The sequence below is a fragment of the Pseudorhodoferax sp. LjRoot39 genome (genome assembly GCF_964253035.1).
Classification (GTDB): domain Bacteria; phylum Pseudomonadota; class Gammaproteobacteria; order Burkholderiales; family Burkholderiaceae_C; genus Pseudorhodoferax.
Map to the genome: position 1 here is coordinate 6,360,110 of NZ_CAXUQL020000001.1, position 20,983 is coordinate 6,381,092.

The window sequence follows — 20,983 nt, forward strand, 5'->3', positions numbered from 1 at the left end:
TGCCAAGGTTTACAGGTCTTTGCACACCCGCAGGCGAACCAAAACGCGCCCTCGCGCGTTCTAAGCTGGAAAGGAGGCCCGCCATGGCCGCAAGGATCTGGAGAATTTTGGCCACGGCCGCCACGCTGGCATGGGCCGCAGCCGTCAGCCTTCCGGCAGGTGCCCAGCAGGAACCGCCGGGCCGCGCAGCCCGGCTCTCGCAACCCGACGGGGGCGTGCAATGGTCCGGTGGCGACGGCAACTGGCAAGCCGCCGACCCCAACTGGCCGTTCACGGCTGGCGACAGCATCCGCGTGGCAGCGGGCAGCCGCGCGGAACTGCATGCCGGCGCCCACGCCCTGCGCCTGCAAGGTCCGGCCGAACTGGGCATCGACGCGCTCGACGACAACGACCTGCGCCTGACGTTGCGCCAGGGCAGCCTCAACCTGCGCGTGCGCGACATGGCGTCCGACGAGCGCATCGAGGTCAACACCCAGAACCTGGCCATGCTGGTGGACCGGCCGGGTGAATTCCGTCTCGACCTGGAACCCGGCAGCACGCGCGTGCTGGCACGCGCCGGCACCGCCACGCTGTTTGGCGAGAACGGCGAATCCGCCACGCTCGCCCCCGCCCAGCAGGCCCGCTACGTGGGCCGCAACCTCAGTGCCATCGCCGTCCAGGGCGCCGGCCCGCGCGACGCGCTGGACCAATGGGCGGCGGACCGCAGCCTGGCAGAGGACCGCTCACCCAGCGCCCAGTACCTGTCGCGCGAAGTGCTGGGCTACCAGGAACTGGACACGCACGGCGAATGGAGCAGCACCGCGGAGTACGGCACCGTCTGGTATCCGCGCACCACGATCGCGAACTGGGAGCCCTACCGCCACGGCCAGTGGCGCTGGGTCGACCCCTGGGGCTGGACCTGGTTCGACGACGCGCGCTGGGGCTTTGCGCCCTTCCACTATGGCCGCTGGGTGCAGATCGGCCCGCGCTGGGCCTGGGTACCCGGGCCACGTGGACCACGGCAGCTCTATGCGCCTGCACTGGTCGGCTTTGCCGGCACGCCGGCACCGCGGCCGCCGAACTTCAACCGCCACCGCACGCCGGGCACGGACTGGTTCCCGCTGGCCCCTGGCCAGCCCTGGCGCCCCGGTTTCGGCGGCGGTCCGCGCGACCCGGGCCGCGGCAACCTGGGCCTGCCGCCACCAGCACCCCTGCGCAACACCCAGCGCGAGCGCCTCCCAGGACCGACCATCGCCACGCCAGCACCCGGCTTCCAAGGCGGGCACGCCGACCAGGAGCGCCGCGACCGCTGGCAGCGCGACCACCAAGAGTGGCAGCAGCAACGGCGCCAGCAGCAGCAGGACCAGAACCGCAACGAGATGCACCAGCGCCATGAGCAGGTCCGCCAGGAGCAGTTGCAACGCCAGGACCAGATGCAACAGCAGCAACGCGCCTTGCAGGAGCAGCAGATGCGCCAGATGCAGCAACTGCGCCAGCAGCAGGACCAGCAACAGCGTCAGCTGCAGGAGCCGCAACGCCAGCAAGAGCGCTTCATGCGTGATCAGCGCGATCAACGTGATCGCTCGGAGCGCCGCGATCAGCGCGACCAGCGCGAGCAGCGCCAGGACCGGCCGCAGCCGCCGCGCGCCGCACCGCCACAGGACCTGCGCCAGCCGTCCGGCGAACGTGGCGGCCGCGTCGGCAACCGCGATTAACTGCCGGCCACCTTCATGCGCTCGACCAGCACCGAGCCCACCGTCTTGGCGCCGTAGTTGTAGGCATCGGCGCCCACGGCCACGATGCCCTGGAACATGTCCTTGAGGTTGCCGGCGATGGTGATTTCCTCGACCGGGAAGGCGATCTCGCCGTTCTCCACCCAGAAGCCGCTGGCGCCGCGCGAGTAGTCGCCCGTCACGTAGTTCACGCCCTGGCCCATGAGCTCGGTCACGAACAGGCCGCGGCCCAGCTTGCGCAGCATCGCCACCAGATCGTCGCCCGGCCGCGTCAGGCGCGAATGCAGCACCAGGTTGTGCGAGCCGCCCGCGTTGCCGGTGGTGCGCATGCCCAGCTTGCGCGCCGAGTAGGTCGACAGGAAATAGCCCTGCACGCGGCCCGCCTCCACCACCTTGCGCGGCGCCACGCGCACGCCCTCCTCGTCGAACGGCGAGCTGCCCTTGCCGCGCGCCACGAACGGGTCTTCCAGCAGGTCGATGTGCTTGGGAAACACCGCCTTGCCCAGCGCGTCGACCAGAAAGCTGCTGCGCCGGTACAGCGCACCGCCGCTGACGGCCTGCACGAAGCCGCCGACCAGCCCGGCCGCCAGCGGCGACTCGAACAGCACCGGGCATTCCACGGTCGGGATCTTGCGGCCCTTGAGCCGCGACAGCGCGCGCTCCGCGGCGTAGCGGCCCACGGCCTCGGGCGAGGCCAGCTCGTCCGCATTGCGCATGGAGCTGTACCAGGCGTCGCGCTGCATCTGCGCGCCGCGGCCGGCGATGGGCGCCACCGACAGCGAATGGCGCGAACTGGCATAGCCGCCGCGAAAGCCCGAGCTGTGGCCCGTGAAGAAATGCGACTGCTGGGCCGAAACGCCCGCCCCCTCGCTGTTGGTGATGCGCTTGTCGGTTGCGAAGGCCGCGGCCTCGCAGCGCAGCGCCAGTGCGGCAGCGCCTTCGGAGTCGATGTTCCAGGGATGGAACAGGTCCAGGTCAGGCTGCTCGGTCGCCATGTCCTGCGCATCGGGCAGGCCGGCCGCCGGGTCTTCCGCCGTGAAGCGCGCGATGTCGAACGCGGCCTGCACGGTCTGGCGGATCGCCGCAGGCGAGAAGTCCGAGGTGCTGGCATTGCCGCGGCGCTTGCCGGCATAGACCGTCACGCCCAGCGACTTGTCGCGGTTGCGCTCCACGTTCTCGAGCTCGCCCTTGCGCACCGAGACCGACAGGCCGCAACCCTCGGAGGCCTCGGCCCCGGCGTCGGTGGCGCCGATCTTCTTGGCATGGGCCAAGGCCTGCTCCACGAGTTCCTGGAAGAACGGGCGGCTGTAGCTGAAGCCGGCCGCGGCTGCTTGGGAAGATGCATTCATGTTGCCGGCTATGATACCGGCCGCACCGGCCTGGCCCGGCCGCCCGGGCATTGTCCAAGCCCCCACCCTTCCCCACTGTTTTCCCGATGTCGCGCAAACCCAAAAAAGGCTACTTCGTGCGGGGCCAGTTCGTCGCCGAAGGCAGCGAACTCGACCTCGAGCTCAAGGCCGAGCTCAAAGGCACGGACGGCGCCAGCCGCACCGACATGAAGCGCGAGAGCGACGCGCTGCAGGAGTTGGGCGAAGAGCTGCTGACCCTGCGCGCCGACCGGCTCGCGCAGCTGGGTCTGCCTGACAAGCTGACCGAAGCCCTGGCCGAACTGCGCCGCATCACCAACTTCGAGGGCCGGCGCCGCCAGGCCCAGTTCGTCGGCAAACTCATGCGCAAGCTCGACGAAGACGCCGTGAACCAGGCCCGTGCGGCACTGACCGAGCAGCGCCGTGGCCCCGCACGCGAGGCGGCCCTGCTGCACCACACCGAGCAATGGCGCACGCTGCTGCTGGAAGGCGACGACGCCCTGGCGCGCTGGATGACGCAGTACCCCACCACCGACGCCCAGCAACTGCGCGCCCTGGTGCGCCAGGCGCGCAAGGACGCGGTGCCCGAGAAGCCGGGCCTAGCGCCACGCCATGGCCGTGCCTACCGCGAGATCTTCCAGCTGCTGCGCGAGCAACTGAACCAGCCGGAAGAAGCGGAGCCGCAAGGAGAAGACGATGGCGCATGAAGCCGCCTGCATCGGCCTGGTCTCCATCAGCGACCGCGCCTCGGCCGGCGTCTACGAGGACAAGGGCCTGCCCGCGCTGCGCGACTGGCTGGGCCGCGCGCTACGCAACCCGCTCGCCTTCGAGGAGCGCCTGATCCCCGACGAGCAGGCCGGCATCAGCGCCACGCTGATCGAGCTCGTCAACGCCGGCTGCTGCCTGGTGCTGACCACGGGCGGCACCGGCCCCGCGCCGCGCGACGTGACGCCCGAGGCCACGCTGGCCGTGGCCGAGAAGGAGTTGCCGGGCTTTGGCGAACAGATGCGCCAGATCGGCCTGCGCTTCGTGCCCACGTCCATCCTGTCGCGCCAAGTCGCCGTGGTGCGCGGGCGCTGCCTGATCGTCAACCTGCCGGGCCAGCCCAAGGCGATCCAGGAAACGCTGGAGGGCCTCAAGGACGCGCAAGGTCAGCAACTGGTGCCCGGCATTTTCGCGGCCGTGCCCTACTGCGTCGACCTGATCGGCGGCCCCTACCTGGAAACGGACGATGCCGTCTGCGCGGCGTTCCGTCCCAAGTCGGCACGGCGCCCGCCGGCCTGACGGTTCATTTGCCGACCAGCTGCGCCAGTTTCTCGGCCTCGAAGCACTCGGCGCGTGCCGCGTCCTGCGGCACGCAATCGCCCTGCTTCTGTTGCCGCGACAACTGCTCGATGGCCTTCCACAGCAGCGCGATCTGGTGGTCCTGCGCGGCCGTGCTGTCGATCAGGCCGCGCATGGCCTGGCTCAGTGGATCGTCCTCGGGCGTGACGCCGTAGGCCGAGAAGCGCGGCGTGGACATCGCCGCATCGCCCGTGGCCTCGCCCTTGGGCATGATGATGCGCGCCGGAATGCCCACCGCCGTGGCGCCGGCCGGCACGGGCTTGATGACCACCGCGTTCGAGCCGATCTTGGCCCCGTCGCCCACGACAAAACCGCCCAGCACCTTGGCGCCGGCGCTGACCACCACGTCGCGGCCCAGCGTGGGGTGGCGCTTGGCCCCCTTGTACAGCGAGGTGCCGCCCAGCGTCACGCCCTGGTAGATGGTGCAGCCGTCGCCGATCTCGGCCGTCTCGCCTACCACCACGCCCATGGCATGGTCGAAGAACACGCGTTCGCCGACCTTGGCACCCGGATGGATCTCGATGCCCGTGAGCCAGCGCGACAACTGCGAGGTGGCCCGGCCCAGCCACTTGAAGCCGTGGTTCCAGAACCAGTGCGCACGCCGGTGCAGGATCAGCGCATGGATGCCCGGATAACAGGTCAGCACTTCCCAGCCACTGCGCGCAGCAGGATCGCGCTCGAGGATGCAACGGATGTCGGTGCGCAGGCGGGCGAAAAGCATCGGGCGAGTCTAGCGATTTGCCCGTTCGGCTGCTTTCAGCATGGCCTTGGCGACACCGCGCAGGATATGGATTTCCTCCTGGCTGGGCTGGGCGCGGTTGAACAACTGGTTCAGCCGCGGCATGAGTTTCTTGGGCGCCTCGGGGTCCAGGTAGTCGAGCGCGACCAGGGCCTCGCGCCAGTGCTCCAGCATGCCATTCAGCTGGCGCGCATCGGCCGGCTGGTGCTCGGCCGTGCTGGACTGCACCGCGTAGCCACCCAGCGCCAGGCGCCATTCGTAGGCCACGACCTGGATCGCAGCGCCCAAGTTCAGCGAACCGAAGGATGGGTTGGTCGGGATGCTCATGGCCACATGGCAGCGGTACACGTCCTCGTTGGCCATGCCGAAGCGCTCGGAGCCGAACAGGAAGGCCACGCCGCCAGGACGCGGCGCATCGGGCGCGAGCAGTGTCTCGAAGTGCGGCCGCGGCGCGCGCGTGGGCGGGCCGAAGTCGCGCGGCGTCATGGCCGTGGCGCACAGATGGTCCATGCCGTCCAGCGCCTCGTCCAGCGTCTCGACGATGCGCGCCTTCTCCAGCACGTCCAATGCGCCGCTTGCGCGCTGGATGGTTTCCTGGCGCCGCAGCACATTGGGCCAGCGCGGCGCGACCAGCACCAGGTCGTCGAAACCCATGACCTTGATGGCGCGTGCGGCGGCGCCCACATTGCCGGCATGGCTGGTGCGGATCAGGACAAAACGGGTGCGCATGGCGTCAATGGCTGGAGCATCGGTAAAATCCCCGATTCTCGCCGGCCTGATCGCAGACCGCCCCGCTTCGCTCCTCTTCACAAACCATGTCGTTCAACCAGCACCCCATGCTCAACGTGGCCGTCAAGGCCGCTCGCGCCGCCGGCGCCATCATCAACCGCGCCGCGCTCGACGTCGAGGCCGTGCGGATCTCGCAGAAGCAGGTGAACGACTTCGTGACGGAGGTCGACCAGGCCAGCGAAGCCATCATCATCCAGACGCTGCTGGAGGCCTATCCTGGTCACGGCATCCTGGCCGAGGAATCGGGCTCCGAGCACGGCGCCAAGGATTCCGAGTTCGTCTGGATCATCGATCCGCTGGACGGCACCACCAACTTCATCCACGGCTTCCCGTTCTACTGCGTCAGCATCGCGCTGGCCGTCAAGGGCCGCATCGAGCAGGCCGTGGTCTACGACCCCACGCGCAACGACCTGTTCACCGCCACGCGCGGCCGCGGCGCCTACCTGAACGACCGCCGCCTGCGCGTCTCGCGCCGCACGCGCCTGGGCGAGTGCCTGGTCTCCACGGGCTTCCCGTTCCGCCCAGGCGACAACTTCAAGGAATACATGGCCATGATGGGCGACGTGATGCAGCGCACCGCCGGCATCCGCCGTCCCGGCGCCGCGGCACTGGACCTGGCCTATGTGGCGGCCGGCTACACCGATGGCTTCTTCGAGAAGGGCCTGTCGCCCTGGGATGCGGCTGCGGGCTCGCTGCTCGTGACCGAGGCCGGCGGCCTGATCGGCAACCTGTCGGGCGAGGCCGACTTCCTGGACCAGAAGGAATGCCTGGCCGCCAACCCCAAGATCTACGGCCTGCTGATCGGCCTGGTCGGCAAGTACAGCAAGTTCGCCAGTGCCGGGGAGAAGGCCGGCGTGCGCCAGAAGCTCACGCTGTCGGACAGCGCGCCAGCCAACGACAAGGCGGGCACAACGGACGGCGAGGCCGCCGACGACAAGGGCGAAGCCTAAGAACGACTGACAAAACGGCTCAAGAGCCCGCAAACAGATGACGCAGCATGCCAAGGATGCTGCTGAAGGGCAGGCGATCCGCGGGCCGCAAGAGATGCCATCCGTCTTGCTTCCTCGGCATCGACACAGACCTTGAACGACGGTGCGGCGTGCTTGTTGACGGGGTGCCTTTTTCCCGCTCAAGCGCCTTGGGCGATTGCCGATACGGCTGCCATTGCCGCGGGAGTTGACGCAAACCGCAAACTGGTCAGCCAATCAGGCGCAACCGGGGGAAATCGGGATCGACCGAAAACCAAAAAGCCTCGTAAATCATCGACTTACGAGGCTTTCAATTGGTGGGCGGTGCAGGCTTCGAACCTGCGACCCCTGCCGTGTGAAGGCAGTGCTCTACCCCTGAGCTAACCGCCCTGAATCTTGTTCAGGAAAGCCTGTGATTATGCCATAGATTTTTCGGCCGTCCGCCAAATTGTTTTTCCACCGGTCGATTTGTCGAGCTGAGCGAGCACGGCTTCGTGCGCGGCGAGCTCCTCCTCGCTCGCGACCAACACCGGCAGCACGATGCTGGACAGGTCGATGCGCGGCGCTTCATTGGTGGTGACGGCCTCGTCGGTGGTCTCGACCTCGATCAACAGCGCATCCTGCCCGCGCGTCATGTTGATGTAGACGTCGGCCAGCAACTCGGCGTCGAGCAAGGCGCCGTGCAGGGTGCGGCCCGAGTTGTCGACCTCCAGGCGGCCGCACAGCGCGTCGAGCGAGTTGCGCTTGCCCGGGAACATCTCCTTGGCCATCACCAGCGAATCGACCACGTTGTCGACGATGCCCGAGATCGGGCCGCGGCCCAGCAACTCGAGCTCCTTGTTCAGGAAGCCCACGTCGAACGGTGCGTTGTGGATGATGATCTCGGCGCCCTGCAGATAGTCCAGCAGTTCGTCGGCGACCTCGGCGAACTTGGGTTTGTCGCGCAGGAACTCGTTGCTGATGCCATGGACCTTGAGCGCGTCCTCGTGGCTGTCGCGCTCGGGGTTCAGGTAGAAATGCTTGTTGTTGCCTGTGAGCTTGCGGTTGAGCAGCTCCACGCAGCCGATCTCGATGATGCGGTCGCCGGTAGCGGCCGACAGGCCCGTGGTTTCGGTGTCGAGGACGATCTGGCGCATCAGTGGTTCTCGCGTGCGTGGTTGATCGTGTACTTCGGAATTTCCACGGTCAAGTCGTCCTTGCCCAGCATGACCTGGCAGGACAGGCGCGACTGCGGCTCCAGGCCCCAGGCCTTGTCGAGCAGGTCTTCTTCCTCTTCCTGCGGCTCCTCTAGCGTGTTGAAGCCCTGGCGCACGATCACGTGGCAGGTGGTGCAGGCGCAGCTCATGTCGCAGGCATGCTCGATGGCGATGCCGTTGTCCAGCAGGGCTTCGCAGACGCTGGTGCCGGGCGCGGCGCGCAGCTCGGCGCCAGCGGGACAGAACTCGGGATGGGGCAGGACCTTGATGACGGGCATGGGGATCAGACGGACTCGATGTTCTTGCCGGACAGGGCGTTGCGGATGCCGGCGTTCATGCGCAGGGCGGCGAAGGCCTCCGTGCCCTTGGCCAGGTTTTCGGTGGCGGCGGTCATGGCTTGGAGCTGGTCGGCTGCACGCGCCTGCTGCGCGCTGGCCACCAGCGCGTCGATCGCGGCGCGTTCCGGTACTGGCAACAGATCGCCATCGGCATCCAGCGCACTGCGCGTGGCCAGCAGCATGCGGTCGAGCTCGACGCGGGCCTCGACCAGCGCACGGGCCTGCATGTCCTGGCCGGCGGTGCTGAAGCTGTCCTGCAGCATGCGCGCGATCTCGTCGTCGCTGAGGCCGTACGAGGGCTTCACGTCCACGCTGGCCTCCACGCCGCTGCCCTGCTCGCGCGCGCTGACGGTCAGGAGGCCGTCGGCATCGACCGTGAAGGTGACGCGGATGCGCGCCGCACCGGCCGCCATCGGCGGGATGCCGCGCAACACGAAGCGCGCCAGGCTGCGGCAGTCGGCCACGAGGTCGCGCTCGCCCTGCACCACGTGCAGCGCCAGCGCGGTCTGGCCGTCCTGGTAGGTCGTGAAGTCCTGCGCCATCGCGGTCGGGATGGTCTGGTTGCGCGGCACGATGCGCTCGACCAGGCCACCCATGGTCTCGATGCCCAGCGACAGCGGGATCACGTCCAGCAGCAGTAGGTCGGCCGCACCGCTGTTGCCGGCGAGCTGGTCGGCCTGGATGGCGGCGCCCAGCGCGACGACCTCGTCGGGATTCAGGTTGGTCAGCGGCGGCTTGCCGAAGAAGGCCTCGACCGCGCGGCGCACCTGCGGCATGCGCGTGGCGCCGCCAACCAGCACCGTGCCCTGCACGTCGGCTGGCGTGAGCCTGGCGTCGCGCAGGGCCTTGCGCACGGCGGCCATGGTGCGGGCCGTCAGCGCGGCCGTGCTGGCTTCGAAGTCGGCGCGAGCCACATCCACGGCGAGTTCGCGCTCGCCGAGCTGCACGCGCAGCGTGGTGCGCTCCTGGTCCGTGAGCTGCTCCTTCGCCGCGCGCGCAGCACGGCGCAGCGCCACCTGCTGCTGCGCGCCGTCGGCCTGCACGCCGCTGGCCTGCTGGGCCCAGTCGGCCAACGCGTGGTCGTAGTCGTCGCCGCCCAGCGCGGAATCGCCACCGGCCGCGATGACCTCGAACACGCCGCGCGACAGGCGCAGGATGGAGATGTCGAAGGTGCCGCCGCCCAGGTCGTAGACGGCGTAAACGCCTTCGGAAGCGTTGTCCAGCCCGTAGGCGATGGCCGCGGCCGTCGGCTCGTTGATCAGGCGCAGCACGTGGATGCCGGCCAGTTGGGCCGCGTCCTTGGTCGCCTGGCGCTGGGCATCGTCGAAGTAGGCCGGCACCGTGATCACGGCGCCGTGCAGGTCATCGGCAAAGCTGTCCTCTGCGCGGAAACGCAGCGTGGCCAGGATCTCGGCACTGACCTCGACCGGCGTCTTGGGACCGGCTGCGGTCTCGATGCGCAGCATGCCGGCGCCTTCGCCGGCCACAAGGCGGTACGGCAAGCCGGCAGCGGCCGCATCGGCCGTGCCGCGGCCCATGAGCCTCTTGACGGACGCAATCGTGTTGGCGGGATCGGATGTCTGCGCTGCCAACGCCTCGTGGCCGATCTGCCGGCCGGAACCACCGGCGGAGGCTGTGAGGTAGCGCACCACGGAGGGCAGGATCACGCGGCCCTGTCCATCGGGCAGACATTCGGCCACGCCGTTGCGCACTGCCGCCACGAGTGAATGCGTGGTGCCCAGGTCGATGCCGACGGCGATGCGGCGCTGGTGGGGATCGGGCGAAAAGCCGGGTTCGGAAATCTGTAGAAGCGCCATGGTTTCATTGTCCCCCGGAAGCAGCGCCCCCTTCGGTCGCACTGGCATCGCGCTTGTCGTCCACGCTGGCCTGCAGGCGCTCGACGAACATCAGTGCGCGCACCTCGGCCGCGGCTGCGGCGTAGTCGCCCGCCTCGTCCAGCAGTTGCGCGCAGCGCGCCAGGCCATGGGCGTGCGTGGCGGCGAGCTCACGGTCGAGCGCATCGAAATCCTGCGGGCCGCGCGCCTCGTCCAACTGCTCATGCCACTCCATCTGCTGCATGAGAAAGGCCGGCGGCATCTTGGTGTTGCCGTGCACGTCGACCGGCGCGCCATTCAACTCGCACAGGTAGGCCGCACGCCGCAGCGGATCGCGCAGGCGCTGCCAGGCCTCGTTGATGCGCACCGACCATTGCATGGCCACGCGCTGCGCCGCCCCGCCCTGGCTGCTGAAGCGGTCGGGATGGGCTTCGCGCTGCAAGGCCTTCCAGCGTTGCTGCAAGGCATCGAGGTCCTGCGCGAAGCGGGCCGGCACGTCGAACAGTTCGAAATCGGTGGACTGCAGGTTCATGGTCACAGTACGCGCAGGCGGCGCACCCAAGAAAAAACCGCCATCACGCAGTGCGCCATGGCGGTTGACGTCAGGAAAGGCGGATCAGACGCGGAAGCTCTCGCCGCAACCGCACTTGTCGCGCTCGTTCGGGTTTTCGAAGCGAAAGCCCTCGTTCAGCCCTTCACGCACGAAGTCGAGCTTGGTGCCGTCCAGGTAGGCCAGGCTCTTGGGATCGACCAGCACCTTGATGCCGTGCTCTTCGAACACCACGTCTTCGGGCGCGGCTTCGTCCACGTATTCGAGCTTGTAGGCAAGGCCCGAGCAGCCCGTGGTCTTGACGCCCAGGCGCACACCGACCCCTTTGCCGCGCTTGCTCAGGTAGCGGTTGACATGGCGGGCCGCCGCCTCGGTCAAGGTCACGGCCATGGTCAGTGCGTGCGCTTCTTGCGGTAGTCGTCCACTGCCGCCTTGATCGCGTCTTCGGCCAGGATGGAGCAGTGGATCTTGACCGGCGGCAGTGCGAGCTCTTCGGCGATCTGGCTGTTCTTGAGCGAAGCGGCTTCGTCCAGCGTCTTGCCCTTGACCCACTCGGTCACAAGCGAAGACGAGGCAATGGCCGAGCCACAGCCATAGGTCTTGAAGCGCGCATCCTCGATCACGCCGGTCTGCGGGTTGACCTTGATCTGCAGCTTCATCACGTCGCCGCAGGCCGGTGCGCCGACCATGCCGGTGCCGATGGAATCGTCGCCCTTGTCGAAGGAGCCGACGTTGCGCGGGTTCTCGTAGTGGTCTACAACCTTGTCGGAATAAGCCATGGTTCTCTCACTCAGTGTGTTGTGCGCTCAGTGCGCGGTGTTCAGTGCGCAGTCCATTGGATGGACGAAATGTCGACACCGTCCTGGTACATCTCCCAGAGCGGGCTCAGTTCGCGCAGCTTGTCCACGTTCTGGCGGATGGTCTGCACCGCATAGTCGATGTCGGCCTCGGTGGTCCAGCGGCCGATGGTCATGCGCAGGCTGCTGTGCGCCAGCTCATCGCTGCGGCCCAGCGCGCGCAGCACGTAGCTGGGCTCCAGGCTGGCCGAGGTGCAGGCCGAGCCGCTGGACACGGCCAAGCCCTTGATGCCCATGATCAGCGACTCGCCTTCGACGAAGTTGAAGCTCATGTTCAGGTTGTGCGGCACGCGCTGGGTGGCATGGCCGTTGATGAACACCTGCTCGATGTCCTGCAAGCCCTTGAGCATGCGGTCGTGCAGCGCCTGGATGCGCTGGTTCTCGGTCGCCATTTCTTCCCTGGCGATGCGGTAGGCCTCGCCCATGCCGACGATCTGGTGCGTGGGCAGCGTACCCGAGCGCATGCCACGCTCATGACCGCCACCGTGCATCTGCGCCTCGATGCGGATGCGGGGCTTGCGGCGCACGTACAGCGCACCGATGCCCTTGGGGCCGTAGGTCTTGTGCGAGGTCAGGCTCATGAGGTCGACCTTGAGCGTGGCCAGGTCGATCGCGACACGGCCGGTGGCCTGTGCCGCATCGACGTGGAAGACCACGCCCTTGGCGCGGCAAATCTCGCCGATGGCCGCAATGTCCTGTACCACGCCGATCTCGTTGTTCACGAACATCACGCTGGCCAGAATGGTGTCGGGGCGAATCGCCGCCTCGAACGCTGCCAGGTCCAGCAGCCCGTCGGGCTGCACGTCCATGTAGGTCACTTCGAAGCCCTGGCGCTCCAGTTCGCGGCAGGTGTCCAGCACGGCCTTGTGCTCGGTCTTGACCGTGATGATGTGCTTGCCCTTGCCCTTGTAGAACTGGGCAGCGCCCTTGATGGCCAGGTTGTCGGACTCCGTGGCACCCGACGTCCAGATGATCTCGCGCGGGTCGGCGCCGATCAGCGCGGCCACCTGCTCGCGCGCCTTCTCGACGGCGGCCTCGGCTTCCCAGCCCCAGGCGTGGCTGCGCGATGCGGGATTGCCGAAATGCTCCCGCAGCCACGGAATCATGGCGTCCACCACCCGCTCGTCGCAGGGGTTGGTGGCGCTGTAGTCCATGTAGATCGGGAAATGGGGCGTGCTTGACATTGGCTAGCTTTCAGTCGCGGCTGGCTGGAGGTGGCGGGCGCAGAGACTCGAGATGGTTCAGGATTTGGCGAAGACGTTGCCCAGCGCGAACACTGAATTGGGCGCGTTCACGCGGATCGGCTTGACCACTGGCTGCGGCGAAATCGCGCGCTTGAGCATGGGCTTGCTCTCGACCTGCACGCCCTTGGCGATCTGGTCGTCAACGAGTTTTTGCAGCGTCACGGAATCGAGGAACTCGACCATGCGCTGGTTCAGCGCGGCCCACAGCTCGTGCGTCATGCAACGGCCCGCCTCGCCCAGGCAGTTTTCCTTGCCGCCGCAATGGGTGGCATCGATGGGCTCGTCGACCGAGACGATGATGTCGGCCACCGTGATGTCGGTCGCCTTGCGGCCCAGCGTATACCCGCCGCCCGGGCCGCGCGTGGATTCCACGAGATCGTGCCGGCGCAGCTTGCCGAACAGTTGCTCCAGGTACGACAGGGAAATTTGCTGGCGCTGGCTGATGGCCGCCAGCGTGACCGGACCGTTGTTCTGGCGCAATGCCAGATCGATCATGGCCGTGACCGCAAAACGGCCCTTGGTTGTCAGTCGCATCGCAAGCTCCTTCTCAATTGCTTGACCTACCGTTGAAGCCGGAACGGGGTCTCACCCAGCCCGACGCGCTTTGCACCAGCTCTTCACTCGTTGACGATGTGGAAGCGGTTTGGAGCCCTCAGCGATGGACTTCTTCGATGCGCTTTTTGTTCCCGATCAATTAACTCAAGTATAGCAGAATTCCCTATTGAATCTGTCGGATTAAGGGGTCAGACGCCCTGGACGTGGTCATCGCCCGCGGCCCCGAAGGCCTGGGCCTTGAGTTGTGCCAGTTGGTCGCGCACGCGGGCGGCCTTCTCGAACTCCAGGTTTCGGGCGTGTTCCAGCATCTGCTTTTCCAGCCGCTTGATCTCGCGCGCCACGTCCTTCTCGCTCATGTCCTCGACCTTGGCGCGCTGCAGCGCGGCCTGCTCGATGCGTTCGGCCTCCTTGCCGCTCTTTTCGCTGTAGACGCCGTCGATCAGGTCGCGCACCTTCTTGACGATGGCGCGCGGCGTGATGCCCTGGGCCGTGTTGTGCGCCGTCTGCTTGGCGCGCCGGCGTTCGGTCTCATCGATGGCACGGCGCATGGAATCGGTGATGCGGTCCGCGTAGAGGATGGCCCGGCCTTGCAGGTTGCGCGCGGCGCGGCCGATGGTCTGGATCAGCGAGCGCTCCGAACGCAGAAAGCCCTCTTTGTCGGCATCGAGAATGGCGACCAGCGAGACCTCGGGAATGTCCAGCCCCTCGCGCAGCAGGTTGATGCCGACCAGCACGTCGAAGCTGCCCAGGCGCAGGTCGCGCAGGATCTCCACGCGCTCCACTGTGTCGATGTCCGAGTGCAGGTAGCGCACCTTGACGCCGTTGTCGGCCAGGTAGTCGGTCAGCTGCTCGGCCATGCGCTTGGTCAGTGTGGTGATCAACACGCGCTCGTTGCGCTCCACGCGCAGGCGGATTTCCTGCAGCACATCGTCGACCTGTGTCGCGGCCGGGCGTACCTCGACCTCAGGGTCGACCAGGCCGGTTGGCCGCACCACCTGCTCCACCACCTGGCCGGCATGGGTCTTCTCGTAGTCGGCCGGCGTGGCCGAGACAAAGATCGCCTGGCGCATGCGCCGCTCGAACTCCTCGAACTTGAGCGGCCGGTTGTCCAGAGCGCTCGGCAGGCGAAAGCCGTACTCCACCAGCGTGGTCTTGCGCGAGCGGTCGCCGTTGTACATGGCGCCCAGCTGGCCGATCAACACATGGCTTTCGTCCAGGAACATCACCGCGTCCTTGGGCAGGTAGTCGGTCAGCGTGGACGGTGGATCGCCCGGCGCCGCGCCCGACAGGTGCCGCGTGTAGTTCTCGATGCCCTTGCAGTGGCCGACCTCGCTGAGCATCTCCAAGTCGAAGCGCGTGCGCTGCTCCAGGCGCTGAGCCTCGACCAGCTTGCCGGCCGCCACCAGCTCCTTGAGCCGTTCGCTCAATTCGAGCTTGATCGTCTCCACGGCCGTGAGCACCTTGTCGCGCGGCGTCACGTAGTGGCTGCTCGGGTACACCGTGAAGCGTGGGATCTTCTGCTTGATGCGGCCGGTCAGCGGATCGAACAGTTGCAGCGTCTCGATCTCGTCGTCGAACAGCTCGATACGGATGGCCAGTTCGGAGTGCTCGGCCGGGAACACGTCGATGGTGTCGCCGCGCACGCGGAACTTGCCGCGCTGGAAGTCCTGGTCGTTGCGCTGGTACTGCATGCGGATCAGCTGCGCGATCACGTCGCGCTGGCCCATCTTGTCGCCCGCGCGCAGCGTCATGATCATGCGGTGGTAGCTCTCGGGTTCGCCGATGCCGTAGATGGCCGACACCGTGGCCACGATCAGCACGTCGCGCCGCTCCAGGATGCTCTTGGTGCACGACAGCCGCATCTGCTCGATGTGCTCGTTGATCGCCGAGTCCTTCTCGATGAACAGGTCGCGCTGCGGCACATAGGCCTCGGGCTGGTAGTAGTCGTAGTAGCTGACGAAGTACTCCACGGCGTTCTTCGGGAAGAACTCGCGGAACTCGCTGTACAGCTGCGCGGCCAACGTCTTGTTGGGCGCGAACACGATGGCCGGCCGGCCCAGCCGCGCCACCACGTTGGCCATGGTGTAGGTCTTGCCCGAACCCGTCACGCCCAGCAGGGTCTGGAACACCTCGCCGTCGCGCACGCCTTCGACCAATTGGTCGATCGCCTCGGGCTGGTCGCCGGCCGGGGGATAGGGTTGGAACAGCTCGAACGGCGAACCAGGGAAATGGACGAACTCGCCCTTCTTCTCTTCAGCAGGTGGTTCTAGAACTTCTGACATCAGGGAATCCGATCGTGACAGGAATGCTTAAAATTGGTGCACGGCCGTCGCCGGCTTCCTCGCACAGCTCAAGCGAGGGGCAACCCGATAGGCTAGCGCAGCACGGCCCTCCCCGCTAGCGACAACCCTCTGCAGGAACTTCAATGTCTTTGTTCTCCGCCGTCGAGATGGCACCGCGCGACCCGATCCTGGGTCTGAACGAGCAGTTTGCCGCCGACACCAACCCCAACAAGGTCAACCTGGGCGTCGGTGTCTACTACGACGACAACGGCAAGCTGCCGCTGCTGGCCTGCGTGCAGAAAGCCGAACAGGCCATGATGCAGGCGCCCAAGGCACGCGGTTACCTGCCAATCGACGGCATCGCCGCCTATGACAGCGCAGTCAAGAACCTGGTATTTGGGGCCGACAGCGAGCCTGTCAAGAGCGGCCGCGTCGCCACCGTGCAGGGCCTGGGCGGCACCGGTGGCCTGAAGATCGGTGCCGATTTCCTGAAGCGCCTCAATCCCAATGCCAAAGTGCTGATCAGCGACCCGAGCTGGGAGAACCACCGCGCGCTGTTCACGCAGGCCGGCTTCGAGGTGCAGAGCCACCGCTACTACGACGCTGCCAAGCGCGGTGTCGATTTCGACGGCATGCTGGCCGACCTGAAGGCCGCCGCGCCCGGCACCGTGGTCGTGTTGCACGCCTGCTGCCACAACCCGACCGGCTACGACCTCACGTCCGCCCAGTGGGACCAGGTCATCGCCACGGTCAAGGCCGGCCAGCTCGTGCCCTTCCTGGACATGGCCTACCAAGGCTTCGGCGAAGGCATTGCCGAAGACGGTGTGGCGGTGGCCAAGGCCCTGGCCGCCGGCCTGTCGTTCTTCGTCTCGACCTCGTTCAGCAAGAGCTTCAGCCTGTACGGCGAGCGCGTCGGCGCGCTGTCGGTGCTGTGCCAGGACAAGGCCGAGGCCGACCGCGTGTTGAGCCAGCTCAAGATCATGATCCGCACCAACTACAGCAACCCGCCCACGCACGGCGGCAGCGTGGTGGCTGCGGTGCTGAACACGCCCGAGCTGCGCGCCCTGTGGGAAGAGGAACTGGCCGGCATGCGCGTGCGCATCAAGGAAATGCGCGTGGCCCTGGTCGAGAAGCTCAAGGCCGCCGGCGTCAAGCAGGACATGGGCTTCATCACGACCCAGGTCGGCATGTTCAGCTACTCCGGCCTGTCCAAGGACCAGATGGTGCGCCTGCGCAACGAGTTCGGCGTCTACGGTACAGACACAGGCCGCATGTGCGTGGCCGCGCTGAACAGCAAGAACATCGACTACGTCTGCGCCAGCATCGCCAAGGTCGTCTGACCCACCACCAATGCCCTTGAAGACGCCGCGCACCGCGCGGCGTTTTTCATTGGGGCAGCTTCAGCCAAAGAACCAGTAGCAGACGCCGATCGAGGCCAGGATGCCCGCCACATCGGCCAACACGGCGCAGGCCACCGCATGGCGGGCGCGCTGGATGCCGACGGCGCCGAAGTACACGGCCAGCACGTAGAACGTGGTCTCGGTGCTGCCCTGCACCGTGGCGGCCAGCAGCGCGGCGAAGCTGTCCACGCCCTGGCTCTGCATGGTCTCCAGCAGCAACGCACGCGCGGCGCTGCCCGAGAAGGGCTTGACCAGCGCGGTCGGCATGGCATCGACGAAGCGCGTGTCCCAGCCCGCCAGCGCCACCAGACCGCGCAAGCCGCCCAGCGCCAGGTCGAGCGCGCCCGAGGCGCGCAGCACGCCCACCGCGCACAGCATCGCGACCAGGTAGGGCAGCAGGTTCTTCGCCACGTCGAAGCCTTCCTTGGCGCCATCGACGAAGGCCTCGTAGACCGGCACGCGGCGCAGCGCGCCCGCCAGCAGGAACAGCAGCACGATGGCGAACATCGTCAGGTTGCCCAGCAGGGAGGACAGCGCCGCCAATGCCGCGGCCGACAGGCCCGCCAGCAGCGCCATGAAACCGCCCATCAGCAAGGCGCCAGGCACCAGGTAGGCCAGCACCACTGGGTCCCACAACCGCAGACGCTGCACGGCGGCCACGGCCAGCAGCGCGACCAGCGTGCCGGCCGCGTTGGCCAGCAGGATGGGCAGGAACACCAGCGTCGGGTCGGCCGCCCCCTGCTGGGCGCGGTACATGAAGATGCTGACCGGCAACAGCGTCAGCGCCGACGCGTTCAGGACGAGGAACAGGATCTGGGCGTTGCTGGCCACCGTGGCGCTCGGGTTGAGTTCCTGCAACGAGCGCATGGCCTTGAGTCCGATCGGTGTGGCCGCATTGTCCAGGCCCAGCGCGTTGGCGGCGAAGTTCAGCGTGATCAGGCCCAGCGACGGATGGCCGGGCGGCACCTGCGGCATCAGCCTGCACAGCAGCGGCGACAGCAGCCGCGCCAGCCAGTTGACCAGCCCCGCCTGTTCGGCGACGCGCAGGAAGCCGAGCCACAGCGTCAGCGTGCCGAACAGCAGCACCATGACCTCCACCGCCAGCTTGGCCATGGCGAACAGCGCCTGCACCATCGCGGCGAAGACCTCTGCCTCCCCTCCCGCCAACCAGCGCCAACCGGCGCTGGCGGCCGCGGTCAGAAAGAAACCCAGCCACAACCCATTCAGCATGGCGGGCAGTGTAGTGGCGCGCAGTCACCGCTTTCGGCGCACCGATGGCGTGCATAAATGGAATGCAACAGCGTGCGCAAATGGCGCATTGCGCACTGCATTGGTGTTTCCCGTCATGCACGGCAGCTTGACAACTGCTATATTGCTGCAGTGCAGCAAGACTTTGCTGTACATCCCCCTCCTCTCTTCCCTTCCCGCGATGCTGTACCAGATCTACGAAGCCCAGCGCTCCCTCATGGAGCCATTTGCCGAATTTGCAAATGCCGCCTCCAAGCTGTTCGGCAACCCGGCGTCGCCGCTGGGCCAGAACCCCTTCGCCCAGCGCGTGGCCGCGGGCTACGACCTGCTGTACCGCCTGGGCAAAGACTACGAAAAGCCGGTGTTCGGCCTGCAGACGGTGACCGTGGGCGGGGTCAATGTCGCCATCCACGAACGCGTGGAGGTCAACAAGCCTTTTTGCGAACTGCGCCGCTTCAAGCGCTTCACCGACGACGGCGGCACCCTGGCCACCCTCAAGGGCCAGCCCGCGGTTCTGATCGTCGCCCCGCTGTCGGGCCACTACGCCACCTTGCTGCGCGACACCGTCAAGTCCATGCTGGGCGGCCACAAGGTCTACATCACCGACTGGAAGAACGCCCGTACCGTGCCGCTGTCCGAGGGCGAGTTTCATCTGGACGACTACGTCAACTACGTGCAGGAATTCATCCGCCACCTGCAGTCCGTCTACGGCGACTGCCATGTGATGAGCGTTTGCCAGCCCACCGTGCCGGTGCTGGCTGCCGTCTCGCTGATGGCGTCGCGCGGCGAGCGGCTGCCGCTGTCCATGACCATGATGGGCGGCCCCATCGACGCGCGCAAGTCGCCGACGGCCGTGAACAACCTGGCCATGAACAAGAGCTTCGAGTGGTTCGAGAACAACGTGATCTACCGCGTGCCGCAGACCTTCCCGGGCGCGGGCCGGCGCGTCTACCCCGGCTTCCTGCAACATGCAGGCTTCGTGGCCATGAACCCCGACCACCACGCCAAGAGCCACTACGACTATTTCGAGCATCTGCTGCAGGGCGATGACGTCGGCGCCGAAAGCCACCGCAAGTTTTACGACGAGTACAACGCGGTGCTGGACATGGACGCCGACTACTACCTGGAAACCATCGCCACGGTGTTCCAGGACTTCAAGCTCGTCAACGGCACCTGGCATGTCCGCAACGCCAAGGGCTTGTCCGAACTGGTTCAGCCGCAGGACATCCAGGGCTGCGCACTGCTGACCGTCGAAGGCGAGCTCGACGACATCTCCGGCTCGGGCCAGACCGCCGCAGCGCACGGGTTGTGCAGCGGCATCGCCGCAGACCAGCGCGAGCATTTCGAGGTCAAGGGCGCAGGCCACTACGGCATCTTCAGCGGCCGGCGCTGGCGCGAGAGCGTCTACCCCAAGGTGCGTGACTTCATCCTCGCACACAGCCAGGGCGCCAAGTCCAGTACGCCGCGTGGCGGCACCGTGGCACGCACTGCCGCTGTGCGCGTTGCGGCCAAGAAGACGAGCGCCGCCTGACGACGTCCACCCTGGCCCAGCGCGTGCTGGCCGAGCTGCCGCAGACGCAGTGCACGCGCTGCGGCTACCCCGATTGCGCGGCCTACGCGCAGGCCATCGCCGACGAACAAGCGCCGATCAATCGCTGCCCGCCAGGCGGCGCCGAGGGCGTGGAGCGCCTGGCCCGGCTGACCGGCCTGGCCGCCCTGCCCCTTGATCCGGCCTACGGAACCGAGGGGCCGCGCCAGATGGCCTTCATCGACGAGGACTGGTGCATCGGTTGCACGCTGTGTCTCAAAGCCTGCCCTGTCGACGCGATCATCGGCGCCAGCAAGGCCATGCACACGGTGCTGGAAGCGCATTGCACGGGCTGTGAACTCTGCATCCCGGTCTGCCCGGTCGACTGCATTCACCTCGAACCCATCAGCGGCAACCTGACCGGCTGGGCCGCTTGGTCGCAGAGCCAAGCGATGGCAGCGCGCAAGCGGTATGCGCTGCACGCGGCGCGGCCACCTGCCGATGCGCTCTCACCTGTGCCGCCCCCTGAAGAAGTGCCGGCCGCTGCCCAGGCCGATCCCCGGCGCGCCATCGTCGAGGCCGCCCTGGCGCGCGCCCGGGCCCGCCGCACGCAAAGCTGAGCCTCAGGCGCGTTCATGGCACCCCAAAAGACAAACGGGTCACGCAATTGCTTGCGTAACCCGTTGCGGTTGTGGCGGAGTGGACGGGACTCGAACCCGCGACCCCCGGCGTGACAGGCCGGTATTCTAACCAACTGAACTACCACTCCTGGTAGGTAGCTTCGGTGCCTTGCGGCGACCCAAGCGCTACGAACTTGGCGACCCTACGGGGATTCGAACCCCGGTACTCACCGTGAAAGGGTGATGTCCTAGGCCTCTAGACGATAGGGTCAAGGACCAATCGACGATGGTTCACGTGGTGGAGGTAAGCGGGATCGAACCGCTGACCTCTTGCATGCCATGCAAGCGCTCTCCCAGCTGAGCTATACCCCCCCGGGTGAACCATCAGTCTTCAAAATAAAACGGGCCTCA

General features: G+C 67.0%; 20 protein-coding genes and 4 tRNA genes. 7 read left to right on the plus strand and 17 right to left on the minus strand.

The genetic code is table 11. From position 1 onward, the window contains the following. The first annotated feature begins 83 nt into the window (after positions 1-83). On the plus strand, positions 84-1,694 hold the full coding sequence (locus ACSQ4M_RS29700; RefSeq protein WP_436192973.1) for a DUF6600 domain-containing protein: 1,611 nt from the start codon (positions 84-86) through the stop codon (positions 1,692-1,694). Here the strand turns inward: ACSQ4M_RS29700 and pmbA are convergent. Next, entirely contained in the window at positions 1,691-3,061 is a 1,371-nt protein-coding gene (pmbA, locus tag ACSQ4M_RS29705; protein WP_436192974.1) for a metalloprotease PmbA, read from the minus strand. The genes ACSQ4M_RS29700 and pmbA overlap by 4 nt on opposite strands. Positions 3,062-3,147: 86 nt before the next feature. Here pmbA and yjgA point away from each other — a divergent pair, with 86 nt between their 5' ends. Beyond that, positions 3,148-3,786 carry a ribosome biogenesis factor YjgA gene (gene yjgA, locus ACSQ4M_RS29710; protein WP_436192975.1) on the plus strand — a complete coding sequence of 213 codons (639 nt, stop codon included), beginning with the start codon at positions 3,148-3,150 and terminating at the stop codon, positions 3,784-3,786. Further along, the gene (gene mog / locus ACSQ4M_RS29715; protein ID WP_436192976.1) at positions 3,776-4,363 is read left to right on the plus strand and encodes a molybdopterin adenylyltransferase; all 588 of its coding nucleotides are present in this window, start codon (positions 3,776-3,778) and stop codon (positions 4,361-4,363) included. The genes yjgA and mog overlap by 11 nt, the downstream gene beginning before the upstream one ends. A 4-nt stretch (positions 4,364-4,367) precedes the next feature. Here the strand turns inward: mog and cysE are convergent, their stop codons facing one another. Continuing rightward, entirely contained in the window at positions 4,368-5,144 is a 777-nt protein-coding gene (gene cysE, locus ACSQ4M_RS29720) for a serine O-acetyltransferase (protein WP_436192977.1), read from the minus strand. A 9-nt stretch (positions 5,145-5,153) separates the two neighbouring features. Further along, positions 5,154-5,891, minus strand: coding sequence for an RNA methyltransferase (locus tag ACSQ4M_RS29725; protein ID WP_436192978.1), 738 nt, complete (start codon positions 5,889-5,891; stop codon positions 5,154-5,156). A gap of 86 nt (positions 5,892-5,977) precedes the next feature. Here ACSQ4M_RS29725 and ACSQ4M_RS29730 point away from each other — a divergent pair, with 86 nt between their 5' ends. Then, the gene (locus ACSQ4M_RS29730) at positions 5,978-6,901 is read left to right on the plus strand and encodes an inositol monophosphatase family protein (protein ID WP_436192979.1); all 924 of its coding nucleotides are present in this window, start codon (positions 5,978-5,980) and stop codon (positions 6,899-6,901) included. Between the two features lie 333 nt (positions 6,902-7,234). Here the strand turns inward: ACSQ4M_RS29730 and ACSQ4M_RS29735 are convergent. From ACSQ4M_RS29735 to uvrB, 10 genes are all read right to left on the minus strand, one after another. Continuing rightward, positions 7,235-7,309, minus strand: a tRNA-Val gene (locus ACSQ4M_RS29735). A 26-nt stretch (positions 7,310-7,335) separates the two neighbouring features. After that, on the minus strand, positions 7,336-8,058 hold the full coding sequence (dnaQ, locus tag ACSQ4M_RS29740) for a DNA polymerase III subunit epsilon (RefSeq protein ID WP_436194088.1): 723 nt from the start codon (positions 8,056-8,058) through the stop codon (positions 7,336-7,338). Then, on the minus strand, positions 8,055-8,393 hold the full coding sequence (gene fdx, locus ACSQ4M_RS29745; RefSeq protein ID WP_114465416.1) for an ISC system 2Fe-2S type ferredoxin: 339 nt from the start codon (positions 8,391-8,393) through the stop codon (positions 8,055-8,057). The genes dnaQ and fdx overlap by 4 nt, the downstream gene beginning before the upstream one ends. 5 nt (positions 8,394-8,398) lie before the next feature. Then, positions 8,399-10,270 carry a Fe-S protein assembly chaperone HscA gene (gene hscA, locus ACSQ4M_RS29750; protein WP_436192980.1) on the minus strand — a complete coding sequence of 624 codons (1,872 nt, stop codon included), beginning with the start codon at positions 10,268-10,270 and terminating at the stop codon, positions 8,399-8,401. 4 nt (positions 10,271-10,274) lie between these two features. Then, entirely contained in the window at positions 10,275-10,820 is a 546-nt protein-coding gene (gene hscB, locus ACSQ4M_RS29755; protein ID WP_436192981.1) for a Fe-S protein assembly co-chaperone HscB, read from the minus strand. Between the two features lie 84 nt (positions 10,821-10,904). Next, positions 10,905-11,228 carry an iron-sulfur cluster assembly protein IscA gene (gene iscA / locus ACSQ4M_RS29760; protein WP_436192982.1) on the minus strand — a complete coding sequence of 108 codons (324 nt, stop codon included), beginning with the start codon at positions 11,226-11,228 and terminating at the stop codon, positions 10,905-10,907. Positions 11,229-11,230: 2 nt separating this feature from the next. Further along, the gene (gene iscU, locus ACSQ4M_RS29765; protein ID WP_436192983.1) at positions 11,231-11,617 is read right to left on the minus strand and encodes a Fe-S cluster assembly scaffold IscU; all 387 of its coding nucleotides are present in this window, start codon (positions 11,615-11,617) and stop codon (positions 11,231-11,233) included. A 41-nt stretch (positions 11,618-11,658) separates the two neighbouring features. Continuing rightward, the gene (locus tag ACSQ4M_RS29770; protein ID WP_436192984.1) at positions 11,659-12,879 is read right to left on the minus strand and encodes an IscS subfamily cysteine desulfurase; all 1,221 of its coding nucleotides are present in this window, start codon (positions 12,877-12,879) and stop codon (positions 11,659-11,661) included. Positions 12,880-12,936: 57 nt separating this feature from the next. Beyond that, positions 12,937-13,473 (minus strand): Fe-S cluster assembly transcriptional regulator IscR, encoded by a 537-nt coding sequence (gene iscR, locus ACSQ4M_RS29775; protein ID WP_436192985.1) that lies wholly within the window; start codon positions 13,471-13,473, stop codon positions 12,937-12,939. 209 nt (positions 13,474-13,682) lie between these two features. Next, positions 13,683-15,776 (minus strand): excinuclease ABC subunit UvrB, encoded by a 2,094-nt coding sequence (uvrB, locus tag ACSQ4M_RS29780; RefSeq protein ID WP_436192986.1) that lies wholly within the window; start codon positions 15,774-15,776, stop codon positions 13,683-13,685. Between the two features lie 143 nt (positions 15,777-15,919). Between uvrB and ACSQ4M_RS29785 the strand changes: the two genes are divergently transcribed. Beyond that, complete coding sequence (locus ACSQ4M_RS29785; RefSeq protein WP_436192987.1) at positions 15,920-17,116, plus strand: amino acid aminotransferase; 1,197 nt, start codon at positions 15,920-15,922, stop codon at positions 17,114-17,116. A gap of 60 nt (positions 17,117-17,176) precedes the next feature. Here ACSQ4M_RS29785 and ACSQ4M_RS29790 read toward each other — a convergent pair whose 3' ends face one another. Then, entirely contained in the window at positions 17,177-18,406 is a 1,230-nt protein-coding gene (locus tag ACSQ4M_RS29790) for a nucleoside recognition domain-containing protein (RefSeq protein WP_436192988.1), read from the minus strand. A gap of 199 nt (positions 18,407-18,605) precedes the next feature. Between ACSQ4M_RS29790 and ACSQ4M_RS29795 the strand changes: the two genes are divergently transcribed. Next, positions 18,606-19,955 carry a polyhydroxyalkanoate depolymerase gene (locus ACSQ4M_RS29795; protein WP_436192989.1) on the plus strand — a complete coding sequence of 450 codons (1,350 nt, stop codon included), beginning with the start codon at positions 18,606-18,608 and terminating at the stop codon, positions 19,953-19,955. Positions 19,956-19,978: 23 nt separating this feature from the next. Further along, the gene (locus tag ACSQ4M_RS29800) at positions 19,979-20,572 is read left to right on the plus strand and encodes an RnfABCDGE type electron transport complex subunit B (protein ID WP_436192990.1); all 594 of its coding nucleotides are present in this window, start codon (positions 19,979-19,981) and stop codon (positions 20,570-20,572) included. Between the two features lie 72 nt (positions 20,573-20,644). Here ACSQ4M_RS29800 and ACSQ4M_RS29805 read toward each other — a convergent pair. The 3 genes from ACSQ4M_RS29805 to ACSQ4M_RS29815 form a co-directional block, all read right to left on the minus strand. Further along, positions 20,645-20,721 (minus strand) — tRNA-Asp (locus ACSQ4M_RS29805). Positions 20,722-20,767: 46 nt separating this feature from the next. Next, positions 20,768-20,843, minus strand: a tRNA-Glu gene (locus ACSQ4M_RS29810). Between the two features lie 25 nt (positions 20,844-20,868). Next, positions 20,869-20,944 (minus strand) — tRNA-Ala (locus ACSQ4M_RS29815). Positions 20,945-20,983: the final 39 nt, after the last annotated feature.

Excerpts from the sequence above, each read along its gene's own strand:
- ACSQ4M_RS29700 (WP_436192973.1), top strand. The coding sequence starts at position 84 with ATGGCCGCAAGGATCTGGAGAATTTTGGCCACGGCCGCCACGCTGGCA.
- pmbA (WP_436192974.1), bottom strand. The coding sequence starts at position 3,061 with ATGAATGCATCTTCCCAAGCAGCCGCGGCCGGCTTCAGCTACAGCCGC.
- yjgA (WP_436192975.1), top strand. The coding sequence starts at position 3,148 with ATGTCGCGCAAACCCAAAAAAGGCTACTTCGTGCGGGGCCAGTTCGTC.
- mog (WP_436192976.1), top strand. The coding sequence starts at position 3,776 with ATGGCGCATGAAGCCGCCTGCATCGGCCTGGTCTCCATCAGCGACCGC.
- cysE (WP_436192977.1), bottom strand. The coding sequence starts at position 5,144 with ATGCTTTTCGCCCGCCTGCGCACCGACATCCGTTGCATCCTCGAGCGC.
- ACSQ4M_RS29725 (WP_436192978.1), bottom strand. The coding sequence starts at position 5,891 with ATGCGCACCCGTTTTGTCCTGATCCGCACCAGCCATGCCGGCAATGTG.
- ACSQ4M_RS29730 (WP_436192979.1), top strand. The coding sequence starts at position 5,978 with ATGTCGTTCAACCAGCACCCCATGCTCAACGTGGCCGTCAAGGCCGCT.
- fdx (WP_114465416.1), bottom strand. The coding sequence starts at position 8,393 with ATGCCCGTCATCAAGGTCCTGCCCCATCCCGAGTTCTGTCCCGCTGGC.
- hscA (WP_436192980.1), bottom strand. The coding sequence starts at position 10,270 with ATGGCGCTTCTACAGATTTCCGAACCCGGCTTTTCGCCCGATCCCCAC.
- hscB (WP_436192981.1), bottom strand. The coding sequence starts at position 10,820 with ATGAACCTGCAGTCCACCGATTTCGAACTGTTCGACGTGCCGGCCCGC.
- iscA (WP_436192982.1), bottom strand. The coding sequence starts at position 11,228 with ATGGCCGTGACCTTGACCGAGGCGGCGGCCCGCCATGTCAACCGCTAC.
- iscU (WP_436192983.1), bottom strand. The coding sequence starts at position 11,617 with ATGGCTTATTCCGACAAGGTTGTAGACCACTACGAGAACCCGCGCAAC.
- ACSQ4M_RS29770 (WP_436192984.1), bottom strand. The coding sequence starts at position 12,879 with ATGTCAAGCACGCCCCATTTCCCGATCTACATGGACTACAGCGCCACC.
- iscR (WP_436192985.1), bottom strand. The coding sequence starts at position 13,473 with ATGCGACTGACAACCAAGGGCCGTTTTGCGGTCACGGCCATGATCGAT.
- uvrB (WP_436192986.1), bottom strand. The coding sequence starts at position 15,776 with ATGTCAGAAGTTCTAGAACCACCTGCTGAAGAGAAGAAGGGCGAGTTC.
- ACSQ4M_RS29785 (WP_436192987.1), top strand. The coding sequence starts at position 15,920 with ATGTCTTTGTTCTCCGCCGTCGAGATGGCACCGCGCGACCCGATCCTG.
- ACSQ4M_RS29790 (WP_436192988.1), bottom strand. The coding sequence starts at position 18,406 with ATGCTGAATGGGTTGTGGCTGGGTTTCTTTCTGACCGCGGCCGCCAGC.
- ACSQ4M_RS29795 (WP_436192989.1), top strand. The coding sequence starts at position 18,606 with ATGCTGTACCAGATCTACGAAGCCCAGCGCTCCCTCATGGAGCCATTT.